The organism is Diaphorobacter sp. HDW4B, from assembly GCF_011305535.1.
Taxonomy (GTDB): domain Bacteria; phylum Pseudomonadota; class Gammaproteobacteria; order Burkholderiales; family Burkholderiaceae_C; genus Diaphorobacter_A.
In genome coordinates this window covers 3184721-3198795 of sequence record NZ_CP049905.1, presented here as the reverse complement: position 1 = coordinate 3198795, position 14075 = coordinate 3184721, and the positions used below count along the sequence as shown (strand labels likewise).

The window sequence follows — 14075 nt, the reverse complement described above, 5'->3', positions numbered from 1 at the left end:
TGATGGTTGGACATCATTATTGACGATTCAAATCGGAACGGGAAAGACCAAACGCCCGCATCCGGGATAAAGGATGCGGGCGTGTGAGCCACGATATGAACAGTTCTTTAGTTCTTGAGAAGACGATGCGGCCAGGTCACGCTGAAGTTGCCAGCTGTGCCGGGGGCAACACTGGGATTGAATGCGCGGACAAAGGCCTGACCAATGACGGGGAGACCTTTACCATCCAAACTTTCGAGGCTGGTTGCCATCCATCCGTTGGAGATATCGATGCTGCGTTCGCTCCCGTCGCCGACGCTGGAGCCAAGCACCCCACTGTCCTTGTTGGCAATGCTTCGCAGTGAGTACAAAGAGGTCGCTCCACACAAGAAGTTGAAGCGCGCCTCCTTGGTATCGGCCCAGGTGGATTTGACCCCATTTCGATCTCTCACGGAACGCACTGGCTCGATATCGCAAACAGACTCACCATCCCAATAGGACAACGAAAGTGTGTCTTGGGACACGCCCATGGCGGAGTTGTATACCAACGCCGCAGAACTTCCGGCCGAATAGTCGACCCCCAGCATGAAACGTCTGGTTGGCATCGAGAACAGCCAATCCGTCGCTGCAACAATTCCTGCATCGGTCCAGAACTCGTTGGCCACTGTCGTCACCTCCAGCAGGCTCGTCAACGCCTTCGCCTGTTGATTGGGGTCCGTCGTTGCCGACACATACGGCGTGGAGATATCCGGCAGTTCACTCATCTTCGCGGCCAGACGCGGCTTTGCGGATGCAAACAAGGGGTCTGCCGAATAAGTTCCCGCATTGCTCAAAGTCGTTGAGACCTGTGGAAAGTAAGCCAGATTCCCCAGCGCTGCGACACCACCCTTGCGCGCCTCCAAGGCAAATGCCGAGCCGCTCCATGACAAGGCCTTGGGCACATTGATGATCGTCCAATTGGCAGTCAAGCCGCTGGAGGGCGGCTGCATGCCCAGTGCCACATAGTCTGACAGTCCGGCCCGATTCGAATCCAGCGCCGTCCAAGTCGCATTGCCCGATGCATTCGCGCAACGGGCTGTGCCCGCGTTCGCTGCAATCAGCGGATACAGACCCTTGTCACTTGGAGGAATATCCGCCATTGTGACGATCTCGATATAGCCCTCGCGGGTTTCGTCGGCACGCGCCGCAGCCGTGCGCTTGGAATTCAATCGCTCGGTCTGGAACGGTGTGCTATTGAGGGAAGACTTCGCGGGCTTGGTGCAACTCGTATCCGCTGTCGTGAGAAACGACAGTCCTGCGCTGTTCTGGCTCACATTGGCCGTCCACATGTCGCCCGGTGCGAGAAACACCTGAAAGTCGAACAGCGTGTCTGCATTGCGCGCGCTGCGAAAGCGCATCTTCACGGCCTTGCCATTGACCTCATCCATGTTGACCAGCGAAAACAGCAGCGCATTCCCGCTTTGCGTAGTGAAGTACGGCACAACCAGGAAATGCCCGGCCCCCGATTCACTGACCTCCAACGCATTGGCGGTAGCCCCTTCCAGTTTGACAACCGCTTGCGCGTTGAAACCCAAAGTGCAGGCAGCCACAGCGGCCAACGCACAGATGCTCTTTCTCATATTGATTCCTCCCTCGTATAGGTTTGATTGCGGAACAGTCTGTAAACGCCCGCGCCGAGGAGTATCAAGAGAATTCAAGGATGCAATCGTCCAACAAATCAAACGATTTCAAACTGCGTCTAGGAATTCTGTAGAGAATCGCCAACTCAGCGAAGATTTGCGTTGGCGTGAACCATTTCTTGAGCCGGACGAGGGTGCCTGCCAAGAATGATTGTGATGTTCGAGGCCCGCACCCGAAATGCATCTGGAGTGCAGGCGAACGAACACGCTTTTGAAGGAAACAAACGAACTTCAGTTCTTGAGAAGGCGATGCGGCCAGGTCACGCTGAAGTTGCCAGCCGTGCCAGGGGCCACGTTGGGATTGAAGGCTCGGACGAATGCGTGGCCAATGATGGGACGCCCCTTGCCCTGCGCGCCATTCGCGCCATTCGCGCCATTCGCGTGAAGCTTCATCCAACCATTGGCGAGCACAGGCGGTGAGGCCAACAAAGTCAATGGAACCAACTTTTCAATGAACTCACTCATGTTCAGCAAACTGACTGCACTGCATACGTGCATAGGCTTGTTCGATTGCGCCGCAATGACTTGAATGACCGAGTAAGCTCTCGACTCTCTGTCATATGCGTTGAGAGCCAAGTCGGTGACGCAGTATCCATCCATCGAATTGAGGAAATTGTCCATCGTCAGGGCGTCCGGATCGACCTCGGTGTTGAGCACCAATTTCGACGCCGCAGGTGCCTTGTAGTTGACGGCCATCGCATAGCGCTTGGTCGGCATGCTGAACAACCAGTCCGTCTCCGCCGCAATTCCCTTGTCCGTCCAGAACTCGTTCGAAACGGAAGTCACTGCCAACAATTCCTTCAACGCTTTGGCCTGTTGATTCGCAGTGCCCACACCAGCAACGTACGGCGTCGAGATGTCCGGAAAGTCACTCATGCGAGCAGCCAACGGCGGATTCGCGCCTGCGTACAGCGGATCTGCCGAGTAGTTTTGCGCAGCGGAAGCCGTCGTCATGATCTGCGGAAAATACGCCAGATTCCCCCGTGCGGCCTTCCCGTCACGCTGCGCCTCCAAAGCCAGCGCCGATCCGCTCCATGACAAGGCCTTGGGCACGTTGATGATCGTCCAGTTGGCCGTCAAGCCGCTGGACGGTGGCTGCATGCCCAACGTTGCGTAATCGGACAACCCAGCCTTGTTGACATCCAGCGCCGTCCAAGCCGTATTGCTCGTCAGGTTGGAACAGCGTGCCACGCCATCATTCAGGTCGATCAACGGGAACAGGCCACTCGCACTCGGCGGAATATCCGCCATCGTAACGATCTCGATATAGCCTTCCCTCGTCTCCCCCGCACGCTCCGCCGCCGTGATGCTCGGATCAAGTCGCTCAGTCTGAAATGGCGTGGCATTGATCACCGACTTCGCGGGTTTGGTGCAACTCGCATCCGCTGTCGTGAGAAACGACAGTCCTGCGCCGTTCTGACTCACATTGGCCGTCCACATGTCGCCCGGCGCGAGAAACACCTGAAAGTCGTACAGCGTGTCCGCGTTGCGCGCGCTGCGAAAGCGCAGTTTGACCGCCTTGCCGTTGAACTCGTCCATGTTGATCAGTGACAGCGGAGCGCGTTGCCACTTTGCGTGGTGAAGTACGGCACGATCAGAAAATGCCCCGCGCCCGATTCGCTGACCTGCAATGTATTGGCGGTGGCACCCTCCAACTTGACCACCGCCTGCGCGTTGAAACTCACAGCACACGCCAAGGCAACGGCCAGCGCACATATCGTCGTTCTCATCATGATGAATCCTCCCTCGTATTGGTTTGCATATGAATTGCTGAATGGACAATCCACATACAAAGTGTCGAAAGAAAATCGATCGTTCACACTCACTCACATCAGAGGACTTCGATAAGGAACCCGCGAATACGTCAACAATCGCGTCTTCGTCAGGCAAGTGCAATGCAACGCATGGACTTCAAGTACTTCAGTTCTTGAGAAGCCGATGCGGCCAGGTCACACTGAAGTTGCCAGCCGTGCCGGGGGCCACGTTGGGATTGAAGGCGCGAACGAAGGCTTGGCCAATGACGGGCATGCCGTTGCCAGTCCAGCCACCATGACGAAGAGACATCCAACCATTGGTGACATCAACGGTGCGCACATTTCCGGGGGCTGAACTGGACGAGAGAACTCCGCCGTCGGTATCCGGATGACTTCGCACGGGGTACAGCGTTGTCGCTCCACACAGGAAATTGATGCGAATCTCCTGTGTCTCGACACTGTCGGGTCTCACCCCGCTTCTGTCCCTTACCGTGCGGCTTGGCTCATCAAGGCACGCCGTCCAATCCGACGGCATGGATATCCAGCTCGAGTCTTCCGTCGCTCCGAGTGCGGAATTGACCACCGGATCCAGCATTCCTTCTGCCGAATAGTCGATGCCCACAATGAAGCGTCTGGTTGGCATGGAGAACAGCCATTCGGTCTCGGCTGCGATTCCAGCATCCGTCCAGAACTCGTTGGACACCGTCGGCACTTCCAGAAGACTGGTCAACGCCTTGGCCTGTTGCGAAGGGTTGCTCACACCCGCCACATACGGCGTTGAAATGTCTGGCAGATCATTCATCCTCCCGACCAGACGCAGGGACGAAGCAGCGAACAGCGGGTCCGCCGTGTAAGTGCCGACATTACTCAAAATCGATGTGCTTTGCGGGAAGTACGCGAGATTGCCCCGCGCTGCGCGACCATCCCGCCGCGCTTCCAGTGCAAACGCTGCGCCACTCCACGACAAGGCCTTGGGCACATTCATGATGGTCCAGTTAGCCGTGAGTCCGGTGCTTGGGGGCTGCATGCCCATGGCGGCATAGTCCGCCAGACCGGTCTTGTTCACATCCAGCGCGGACCACAGGGCGCTGCTTGTTGCGAACTCGCAGCCGGGAATTTCATTCTCCAGCGTGATCAATGGAAACAGCCCGCTGCTGCTCGGCGGAATGTCGGCCATCGTCACGATCTCGATGTAGCCTTCGCGCGTTTCATCGGCACGCGCCGCTGCGCTTGCCTTGGGATTGAGTCGCCCGGTCTTGAATGGTGTAGCGTTGATCGACGCTCTGCCAGGCTTGGAGCAACTCGCATCCGACGTAGTGAGATACGACAGCCCGTTGCCGTTCTGACTCACATTGCCAGTCCACATGTCGCCCGGCGCGAGAAACACCTGGAAGTCGAACAGCGTGTCCGCATTGCGCGCGCTGCGAAAGCGCAGTTTCACGGCCTTGCCGTTGACCTCGTCCATGTTGATCAGCGAGAGCAGCAGCGCGTTGCCGCTTTGCGTGGTGAAGTACGGCACGATCAGAAAGTGCCCTGCCCCCGATTCGCTGACCTGCAAGGTGTTGGCGGTTGCGCCTTCCAGTTTGGTGACGGCCTGCGCGTTCAAGCTCAGAACACAGGCCGCAGCAACGGCCAGCGCACGGAAAATATGCTTTCTCTTCATGGTGAATCCTCCCTCGTATTGGTTTTGAAAGCGGTGTGCCATGAGAGCCACCGCTTTCAAAATTTTCAAGAGGATTCAATGAAGTTGCAGTCCTGTACATCAGACAACTGCAAACCAACTGCCGGGACTCCGTCAACAATCGCTACGGCAGCGTGTGCACTTCAACCCAAGCCGGATTTCACCTGCGCGATGCCATCCCAGGCGCCAGTGTCGAACCACGCATCGCCATCCAGATACGCACGCAGCATGGGCAGGCTGTCCTGGCCCCAGAACATCTTGCCGTCGACCTCGAACATCGGCACGCCGAACACGCCAAGCGCGTTGGCTTCGTCGGTGTTCGCGCGCAGAAAGGCCTTGGCCTGATCGTCTGCGTCCGGGCGGATCTGTTCGCGCAAGGTGTCCTTCAACGCGGCGATGCGCGCGGGGTCCACGGCATCTGCGCCACCCAGCCACACATGGCGAAAGATCGCATCGGCGGTGAAGCGGTTGATGCAGCCATCGTCGCTGCACGACAGCGCAAGGCGCAGCAGCGGCAGTGGATTGAACGGATGCTGCGCGGGCATCTGCAGACCGCAACCTTGCGCGTGACCAAGCCATGTCGCGTGGCGGTATGTCCATTCACGCTTGGGCACGATGCCGGCCGGTCCGGGGTTGGCATGTTGCTTGAGCAATGCGCCGAGCAGCACGGGCTTGTAGCGCAACTGGTAGCTCAATCCTTCCAACGTGCGCGGTGCCTGCTCGAACGCGAGCCACGCGTAGGGCGAGACGAAATCAAGCCAGCAGGTGATCTGCTTCGTGGTCGTGGTCGTCGCGGTCGTGCTCATGCGATTGCCTTCGGTTGTTCGATGCCCGCGCGTGCAAGCGCTGCAAACCAGATCGTGCGGCGCGTGGCGGCGTCGGCCTTGGACCATTGGCGGATTTCCTCGATGGTGCGAAAGCAACCCTGGCAATGACTGCGGTCAGCGGTCATGCGGCAGACGTTCACGCAAGGCGAATCGACGACGCCGTCATACGTGTCCGCAAAATGGCCGAGTTCGGCCACATCGAGCGAGCGCGCTTCGAGCAGCAGGTTGTCCACGACTTGCGTCGCCTGGTTGTTGGTGTCGCTCATGCCTTCTCGATCTCTTTCACCACATCAGCCACCGGCGCACCGGTGAGTTTTTCCAAATCTTGCGGAGCGAGCTGGAACACGCCGTTCGGATGACCCGCAGCAGCCCAGATCACATCGAAGCGGAACAAATCTCTGTCGATCAGCGTGACCGGCTTGTTCGCATGCGCGACGGGCGACACGCCGCCAATCGTGAAGCCGGTTTGGGCCTTCACGAATTCGGCATCTGCGCGGCCTGTTTTGCCGACGAGCGCATCGACTTTTTTCTCATCGACGCGGCGGTCACCCGACGTGATCACCAGCACCGCCACATCGTCGATCTTGCGGCGAAAGATGATGCTCTTGGCGATCTGCCCGACGGTGATGCCAAGCGCATCGGCTGCTTCCTGCGCGGTGCGCGCGGAGTTGTCGAGCATGACCGGCGCGTGCGCATGACCCTTGGCCTGCAGCTCTTCGGCCACGCGGCGCACGCCGTCGGGCAAGGCATGGAGTTCGGATCCACACATGATGCGATCAGCCTGCGCGCTTGTTGATGATGGCGGTCGCCACGCGCGAGTTCGGCTTGCGGCCGAGATAATCGCTGATGAACTTGCCTGCATCGACCAGCTTGTCGAGATCGATGCCGGTGTCGATGCCCATGCCTTGCAGCAGGTAGACCACATCTTCGGTCGAGACGTTGCCGGTCGCGCCCTTCGCATATGGGCAGCCACCCAGACCCGCGACGGACGACTGGTAATTCCACACGCCCAGTTCCAGCGCGGCCAGCGTGTTGGAGAGCGCCTGTCCGTAGGTGTCGTGGAAATGGCCGGAGATGTTGTCGATGTCGAAATGCTTGAGCGTTGCTTCGATGGCGGCCTGCACCTTGCGCGGCGTGCCCACGCCGATGGTGTCGGCCACGTCCACGCGCTGCACGCCGATGTTCTTCATCAGGCGCGCAAGCTCGCCCACCTTTTCGGGAGCGATCTCGCCTTCGTAAGGGCAGCCCACGGTGCAGCTCATCGCGCCGCGCACCTTGATGCCAGCGGCCAGCGCGGCTTCGACAACGGGCGCAAAGCGCTCGATGCTTTCGGCGATGGAGCAGTTGATGTTCTTCTGGCTGAAGGCTTCGCTCGCCGCGCCGAACACGACGATCTCGTCGGGCTTGGATGCGACGGACGATTCAAAGCCCTTCATGTTGGGCGTGAGCACCGAATACAGCACGCCCGGCTGGCGCGAAATGCCCGCCATCACTTCGACGTTGTCGCCCATCTGCGGCACCCACTTGGGACTGACGTAGCTGGTGACTTCGATTTCCTTCAGGCCCGCGTCCTGCAGGCGATGCACAAGCTCGATTTTCACTTCTGCGGGAACGGGCGTTTTCTCGTTCTGCAGGCCATCACGCGGGCCCACGTCGATGAGTTTCACGCGGCTGGGGATAAGAGATGACAGGGCCATGATGTGTGTTCCTTCGTACGTTCGTTTCGTCGTTTGCTTGATTGTTTGCTTTTGGGCTGGTTTGCTCAGTAGCCGCGCGACATGTCGACCAGCCCCGCGACTTTTTCACCCTGGTCGAACGCCATGAGCTTGCGCGCGATCTGCGCGACGCTTTCCTCGCGCATGGTGTTGGCGGAAGAATGCGGTGTGATGGTGATTTTCGGATGTTTCCAGAAAGCGTGCTCGGGCGGCAGCGGCTCGGTGCGGAACACGTCGAGCGTCGCACCCGCCACATGGCCGCGTGCTATCTGTGCGAGCAGGTCTTCTTCGACCAGATGCGCGCCGCGCGCCACGTTGATCACATAGGCACCCGGCTGCAGTTGCGACAGCGTTTCGCTGTTGATGATGTTGGCGGTATCGGGCGTGAGCGGCAGCAGGTTGACCAGCACGCGCGTGGCGGCGAGAAAGTTTTTGAAGCCCTGAGCTTCGCCGTGAAAGCACTGCACGCCGTCGATCTGCTTGGGCGAACGGCTCCAGCCGTTGACCGGAAAATCAAACTGCGCGACCGTGCGCGCCACGCGTTCGCCAAGCACGCCAAGGCCCATCACGCCTACGGGGAAATCGCTGCGCAGCTTGGTGCGGTGCGGCTTCCACTCGCCTGCTACGCGCTGCTGTGATTCGTAGACATCGAGTTCGCGGAAATGGCGGATCAGGGCGTGGCTTACGTATTCGGCCATTTGCACTGCCATGCCGCCGTCGTCTATGCGGACCAGTGGCAGGTGATTGGGCCACTGCAGTTTGAGCAGTGCGTCCACGCCTGCGCCGAGGTTGAAGATGGCTTTGAGTTGTGCACCCTGCTCATCCAGAAGTTGCTGGGGGGGTTGCCAGACGATGGCGTAGTCTGCCTGTTCTGCGCCGGGGTGCCACTCGCTTATGTCCGCTTCGGGCAGGGCTGCGCGCAGGTCTTTGAGCCACAGGTCTGTGGGGGAATTCTTGAAGTGGAACGTGATCCTCATGGCTTCGAGGGTAACTGGTTTTGGATGGTCGTTTTTTCTTCTGCTTATTGGTTTAAGGGGGAGGCCGGGACTGCCCCCGGCGGGGCAGTAACTTTTTGCTTGCGCCAAAAAGTCACCAAAAAGCGCTTTCAAATACCGCCGGCAGAACTCGCTGCGCGCTTCGCGCTCCGCTCGGACAACCGCCGGAAGTCAGTTTGAAAGAGGTGCTTACGGCACTTTGCTGCGCTCGTGCTGGGAATCTCGCGATTTCGCGAGATTCCCTTTTTGCCTGCTTAGGCTGCTGTGAGCTTGAGGAGTTCTGCGCCTTCGGTGACCTGGTCGCCTGGGGTGTAGAGCAGCTCTGCCACCACGCCATCAGCCGGGGCGGCGATGGTGTGTTCCATCTTCATCGCTTCCATCACGGCGAGGGCCTGGCCCTTGCTGACCTTGTCCCCGGCCTTCACTGCGAACGAGACGACCTTGCCGGGCATCGGCGCTGTGAGGCGACCGCCTTCGGTGTGGGCGTCGCCTGCGTGTGCAAGTGGGTCGACCACGTCGATGCGGGTCGCCCCTGCTGGCGTGAACACGTGGGCTGTGTCGCCCTGCATGTAGACCCGCGAGCGGGCACGCTTTTCGCCGAGTTGGAGGTTCAGCACGCCGTCGGCGCGGCGCTCGAAGCGCAGCGGGGCGGTGGCGAGTTGCTGGTCGCCGTCCTGCACGTTCAGCACGTACTGACCTGCTGCCAGATACGACAGCGATGCGGTGACCGGGCGGCCCGCATAGTCGAAGTCGAAGGGACGCTGCAGCACGCCGAGCGAACGCCAGCCGTCGCGGTGGCTGAAGGGGTCGGCGGTTTGTGCGTCGGTTTCGTTCAGCAGCACGTTGGACACCACGGCGGCCACGGCCAGCGGAATGCCCACGGTTTCCTGTTTGAACAGCACGGCCTCTTCGCGCGGGATGAGTGCGGTGTCGAGGTTGGCGTTGGCAAACGAATTGCTGCGAGCGACCAGACGCAGGAACTGCACGTTGGTATTCAGGCCCACGATGTGCGTTTGCGCGAGTGCGGCGTCGAGGCGCGCAAGGGCTTGCTCTCGGTTGTCGCCGTGCACGATGAGCTTGGCGATCATCGAGTCGTAGAACGGGCTGATCGCATCGCCTTCGCGCACGCCATCGTCGATGCGCACATCGCCGCGCTCGAAGCTCACGCAGGGCGGCTTGCGGTAGACGTTGAGCGAGCCGGTCGCGGGCAGGAAGTTGTTGTCCGGATTCTCGGCGCAGATGCGCGCTTCGATGGCGTGGCCGATGATCTTGAGTTCGCTCTGCTGCTTGGGCAGCTTTTCGCCGCTGGCCACGCGCAGTTGCCACTCCACCAGGTCTTCGCCGGTGATGGCTTCGGTGACCGGATGCTCGACCTGCAGACGGGTGTTCATCTCCATGAAGAAGAAGTTCATTTCGCCGCCTTCGCGCTGCTCGACGATGAATTCCACCGTGCCCGCGCCCACGTAGTTCACGGCGCGCGCTGCGGCCACGGCGGCATCGCCCATCTGCTTTCGCATGGCTTCCGTCATGCCGGGTGCAGGCGCTTCTTCCAGCACCTTCTGGTGGCGACGCTGCACCGAGCAGTCGCGCTCGAACAGGTAGACATAGTTGCCGTGCGTGTCGCCGAACACCTGGATTTCGATGTGACGCGGACGCTGCACATACTTCTCGATCAGCACCGCGTCATCGCCAAAGCTGTTGATGGCTTCGCGCTTGCACGATGCGAGTGCGTCGGCAAAACCGGCAGCGGAATCGACCGCGCGCATGCCCTTGCCACCGCCGCCCGCGCTGGCCTTGATGAGCACGGGATAGCCGATGCGGTCCACTTCGCGCTGCAGCAGTGCGGGGTCCTGATCGGCACCGTGGTATCCGGGCACCAGCGGCACGCCGGCCTTTTCCATGAGTTGCTTGGATTCGGCCTTCAGGCCCATGGCCTGAATCGCGGAAGGTGGCGGGCCGATGAAGACCAGACCGGCGTTGGCGCAGGCCTGGGCGAACTCTTCGTTTTCCGACAGAAAGCCGTAGCCCGGATGCACGGCCTGCGCACCCGTGGCCTTGGCCGCTTCGATGATGCGCTCCCAGCGCAGATAGCTGTCCTTGGGCGCGCTGCCGCCGATGTGCACGGACTCGTCGCACGACGCCACATGCTTGGCGTTGGCATCCGCATCGGAATACACGGCCACGGTCTTCACACCCATGCGGCGAGCAGTAGCTGCGACACGGCAAGCGATCTCACCACGATTGGCAATCAGGATCTTGTTGAACATACTCAAACCACCTTCCTCTCGGAATCGGAAAACAAACCAGAGATGCGACGCCAGACGGCGCGCAGAAACTTGAACAGCACGATGAGCACGATCACCGACAGGATGAGCGCGAACACCAGTGCAAAACCAAACGCGATCGGATGCTGGGTCGCAAGCCACACGGTGCCCACGACCAGACCATCTTCGAGAAACGACAGCCCCCAGTTGGAGAACGGCTCGGGCGATGTGTTGGCGGCGGCGCGCGTGGTCATTTTGGTGGCCAGCGAAGTCGCCGACAGCGTGCCGCCAAGCAGCCCCGCCGCGACGGCCATCGATGCGTTGTCGGCACCGAAGACGCCCGCCGCCAACGCCGCGCCCGCAGGCACGCGGATGAAGGCGTTGATCGAATCCCACAGGCTGTCGAACCACGGAATCTTGTCGGCGAAGAACTCCACCAGCAGCATGAAACCGCTCACCGCCAGCACCACGGGGTTCTGCAGAACAGACAGCCCCGAAGGCAGCGGAAACCAGCCCGCAGCGCCGATCGCGCCCACCAGAAACACGACCGCATAAAGACGGAACCCGCTCGCCCAACCAAGCGCCGCCGCCAGCGCGATCATGCTGGGCATGTCGAGCTTTTCGGTCACATGCTTGGCCCCTTCGGTCACGTCACGCACCGTGTTGGCGTCCACGTGCATGCCGACCGAATGCAGCCATTGCACGATTTGCAGCCAGATTGCGTCCATATGCGGGTCTTCTTTTTGGCAGTGTCAGATCAGCCCGGCAACCACGAAGGCTTGCGCTTGGCAAGGAACGCCTGCACACCTTCGCGGCCCTCTTCGCTCGCGCGGATGTCGGCAATGCCTTCCACCGTCTGCGCTATGAGCTGCGCGTTGATCTCACGCTCGGCCACGTCCTGCACCAGCTTCTTGGCCGCGCGCACCGCGTTCGGGCTTGCAGACAGCAGGTTTTTCAGGATGGTGTCGACCTTGGCGTCCAGTTCGTCGGCATGCACCACCTCGTGCACGAAACCGATGCGCAGCGCCTCTGCGGCGTTGAAACGCTCGGCCGTGAGGAAGTAGCGATGCGCCGCACGCGCACCCATCGCGCGGATCACGTACGGGCTGATGGTCGCCGGGATCAGGCCGATCTTGGTCTCGCTCAGGCAGTAGTTCACATGGTCGGCGGACACCGCGATGTCGCAGCACGCCACCAGCCCCACGCCGCCCGCATACACATCGCCCTGCACGCGCGCGATGGTGGGCTTGGGGCATTCGTAGATCACGCGCAGCATCTCGGCGAGCATGCCCGCGTCCTGCACGTTTTCCTCGCGCGTGTAGTCCGCCATGCGGCGCATCCAGTTGAGGTTCGCACCCGCGCAGAAGGCCGGGCCTTCGGCAGCGAGCACGATGGCGCGCACGTCGGGGCGCTCGCCTGCGGTGCGGAAGGCCTGCGTGATCTCGGCGATCACTTCGTCGCTGAACGCGTTGCGGATTTCAGGCTGCGTGAGCGTGATCGTCGCGACCGCGCCTTCCACAATCAGAGTCAATGCTTGGCTCATCTTGGTTGTCTCCGTTTGGTGTAGATCACATGCGGAACACGCCGAATTGGGTGTCCTCGATCGGCGCATTGCGCGTCGCGGACAGGCCCAGCGCCAGCATGCGGCGGGTGTCGGCGGGATCGATGATGCCGTCGTCCCACAGGCGCGCCGATGCGTAGTACGGGTGGCCCTGCTCTTCGTATTGCTTGCGGATCGGTGCCTTGAAGGCTTCTTCCTCGTCTGCGCTCCATGCGCCGCCCTTGGACTCGATGCCGTCGCGCTTGACGGTCGCCAGCACGCTCGCTGCCTGCTCGCCGCCCATCACGCTGATGCGCGCGTTCGGCCACATCCACAGGAAGCGCGGCGAGTACGCACGGCCGCACATGCCGTAGTTGCCCGCGCCGAAGCTGCCGCCGATGATGATGGTGAACTTCGGCACGCTGGCCGTCGCCACCGCCGTCACCAGCTTGGCGCCGTGGCGTGCAATGCCTTCGTTCTCGTACTTGCGGCCGACCATGAAGCCGGTGATGTTCTGCAGGAACACCAGTGGAATCTTGCGCTGGCAGCACAGCTCGATGAAGTGTGCGCCCTTCACTGCCGACTCGCTGAACAGAATGCCGTTGTTGGCGATGATGCCGACCTGCATGCCTTCGATGCGCGCAAAGCCGCAGACCAACGTGCTGCCGAAGCGCGCCTTGAACTCGTCGAACTCGCTGCCATCGACCACGCGGGCGATGATCTCGCGCACGTCGAAGGGCTTGCGCGTGTCGGTGGGAATCACGCCATACAGCTCTTTCGCTTCGTACAGCGGCGCGCGCGGTGCGTGGTCGTTGGCGTTGGTTTCCTTGCCGTGGTTCAGATTGCCTGCGATCTGGCGGGCCAGCGCCAGCGCGTGCAGGTCGTTCTCGGCCAGGTAGTCGGACACGCCCGAAAGACGCGTGTGCACGTCACCACCGCCCAGATCTTCGGCGCTCACCACTTCGCCGGTCGCCGCCTTCACGAGCGGAGGGCCGCCAAGGAAAATCGTGCCCTGATTCTTCACGATAATGGACTCATCGCTCATCGCCGGAACATACGCGCCACCGGCCGTGCACGAACCCATCACCACGGCCACCTGCGAGATGCCTTGTGCACTCATGTTGGCCTGGTTGAAGAAGATGCGACCGAAGTGTTCGCGGTCGGGGAACACGTCGTCCTGGTTGGGCAGGTTCGCGCCGCCCGAGTCCACCAGATAGATGCAGGGCAGGCGGTTCTGCTGCGCCACTTCCTGCGCGCGCAGGTGCTTCTTCACCGTCATCGGGTAGTAGGTGCCGCCCTTCACCGTGGCGTCGTTGCAGACGACCATGCAGTCCACGCCGTTGACGCGGCCAATGCCGGTGATCACGCCCGCGCCGGGCGCGTCGTTGTTGTACATGTTGAGCGCAGCCAACGGCGAGAGCTCCAGAAACGGCGTGCCCGGATCGAGCAGACGCTGCACGCGCTCGCGCGGCAGCAGCTTGCCGCGAGCGACGTGCTTGGCACGCGCTGCCTCGCCGCCGCCCTGCGCCACGCGCTCGGTCTGTGCGCGCAGATCATCGACCACGGCCTGCATGGCTTGCGCGTTGGCCTGAAAGTCAGCCGACCGCGCATTGAGTTGCGTTCCAAGAATGCTCATCGTTC

General features: G+C 61.1%; 12 protein-coding genes. All 12 read right to left on the bottom strand.

Annotated elements, in window-relative coordinates; translation table 11 throughout:
* Positions 1–107 precede the first annotated feature (107 nt).
* Positions 108–1676, bottom strand: a complete 1569-nt coding sequence (locus G7048_RS14630; protein ID WP_166068843.1) for a hypothetical protein — start codon at positions 1674–1676, stop codon at positions 108–110.
* 213 nt (positions 1677–1889) lie between these two features.
* Positions 1890–3548, bottom strand: a complete 1659-nt coding sequence (locus G7048_RS14625) for a hypothetical protein (protein WP_166068842.1) — start codon at positions 3546–3548, stop codon at positions 1890–1892.
* A 30-nt stretch (positions 3549–3578) separates the two neighbouring features.
* Entirely contained in the window at positions 3579–5075 is a 1497-nt protein-coding gene (locus tag G7048_RS14620; RefSeq protein ID WP_166068841.1) for a hypothetical protein, read from the bottom strand.
* 161 nt (positions 5076–5236) lie between these two features.
* Complete coding sequence (locus G7048_RS14615; RefSeq protein WP_166068840.1) at positions 5237–5899, bottom strand: 2-hydroxychromene-2-carboxylate isomerase; 663 nt, start codon at positions 5897–5899, stop codon at positions 5237–5239.
* Positions 5896–6186, bottom strand: coding sequence for a DUF1289 domain-containing protein (locus G7048_RS14610; protein ID WP_166068839.1), 291 nt, complete (start codon positions 6184–6186; stop codon positions 5896–5898). Before G7048_RS14610 ends, G7048_RS14615 begins: the two co-directional genes overlap by 4 nt.
* On the bottom strand, positions 6183–6689 hold the full coding sequence (locus G7048_RS14605; protein WP_166068838.1) for a YbaK/EbsC family protein: 507 nt from the start codon (positions 6687–6689) through the stop codon (positions 6183–6185). Before G7048_RS14605 ends, G7048_RS14610 begins: the two co-directional genes overlap by 4 nt.
* A 7-nt stretch (positions 6690–6696) precedes the next feature.
* Positions 6697–7617: a hydroxymethylglutaryl-CoA lyase gene (locus tag G7048_RS14600; RefSeq protein ID WP_166068837.1), complete on the bottom strand. Its 921-nt coding sequence runs from the start codon at positions 7615–7617 to the stop codon at positions 6697–6699.
* A gap of 65 nt (positions 7618–7682) precedes the next feature.
* A complete protein-coding gene (locus G7048_RS14595) occupies positions 7683–8612 on the bottom strand; it encodes a glyoxylate/hydroxypyruvate reductase A (RefSeq protein ID WP_166068836.1) in 930 nt (309 codons plus the stop codon).
* A 272-nt stretch (positions 8613–8884) separates the two neighbouring features.
* The gene (locus tag G7048_RS14590) at positions 8885–10897 is read right to left on the bottom strand and encodes an acetyl/propionyl/methylcrotonyl-CoA carboxylase subunit alpha (protein ID WP_166068835.1); all 2013 of its coding nucleotides are present in this window, start codon (positions 10895–10897) and stop codon (positions 8885–8887) included.
* A gap of 2 nt (positions 10898–10899) precedes the next feature.
* A complete protein-coding gene (locus G7048_RS14585; protein WP_166068834.1) occupies positions 10900–11622 on the bottom strand; it encodes a DUF4126 domain-containing protein in 723 nt (240 codons plus the stop codon).
* Positions 11623–11651: 29 nt separating this feature from the next.
* The gene (locus G7048_RS14580; protein WP_166068833.1) at positions 11652–12437 is read right to left on the bottom strand and encodes an enoyl-CoA hydratase/isomerase family protein; all 786 of its coding nucleotides are present in this window, start codon (positions 12435–12437) and stop codon (positions 11652–11654) included.
* A 25-nt stretch (positions 12438–12462) separates the two neighbouring features.
* The gene (locus G7048_RS14575) at positions 12463–14070 is read right to left on the bottom strand and encodes a carboxyl transferase domain-containing protein (protein ID WP_166068832.1); all 1608 of its coding nucleotides are present in this window, start codon (positions 14068–14070) and stop codon (positions 12463–12465) included.
* Positions 14071–14075 lie beyond the last annotated feature (5 nt).

What these genes read in the sequence shown, in the direction of transcription:
- G7048_RS14575 (WP_166068832.1), bottom strand. Translation starts at nt 14,070, where the DNA reads ATGAGCATTCTTGGAACGCAACTCAATGCGCGGTCGGCTGACTTTCAG.
- G7048_RS14595 (WP_166068836.1), bottom strand. Translation starts at nt 8,612, where the DNA reads ATGAGGATCACGTTCCACTTCAAGAATTCCCCCACAGACCTGTGGCTC.
- G7048_RS14580 (WP_166068833.1), bottom strand. Translation starts at nt 12,437, where the DNA reads ATGAGCCAAGCATTGACTCTGATTGTGGAAGGCGCGGTCGCGACGATC.
- G7048_RS14600 (WP_166068837.1), bottom strand. Translation starts at nt 7,617, where the DNA reads ATGGCCCTGTCATCTCTTATCCCCAGCCGCGTGAAACTCATCGACGTG.
- G7048_RS14615 (WP_166068840.1), bottom strand. Translation starts at nt 5,899, where the DNA reads ATGAGCACGACCGCGACGACCACGACCACGAAGCAGATCACCTGCTGG.
- G7048_RS14605 (WP_166068838.1), bottom strand. Translation starts at nt 6,689, where the DNA reads ATGTGTGGATCCGAACTCCATGCCTTGCCCGACGGCGTGCGCCGCGTG.
- G7048_RS14620 (WP_166068841.1), bottom strand. Translation starts at nt 5,075, where the DNA reads ATGAAGAGAAAGCATATTTTCCGTGCGCTGGCCGTTGCTGCGGCCTGT.
- G7048_RS14590 (WP_166068835.1), bottom strand. Translation starts at nt 10,897, where the DNA reads ATGTTCAACAAGATCCTGATTGCCAATCGTGGTGAGATCGCTTGCCGT.
- G7048_RS14585 (WP_166068834.1), bottom strand. Translation starts at nt 11,622, where the DNA reads ATGGACGCAATCTGGCTGCAAATCGTGCAATGGCTGCATTCGGTCGGC.
- G7048_RS14610 (WP_166068839.1), bottom strand. Translation starts at nt 6,186, where the DNA reads ATGAGCGACACCAACAACCAGGCGACGCAAGTCGTGGACAACCTGCTG.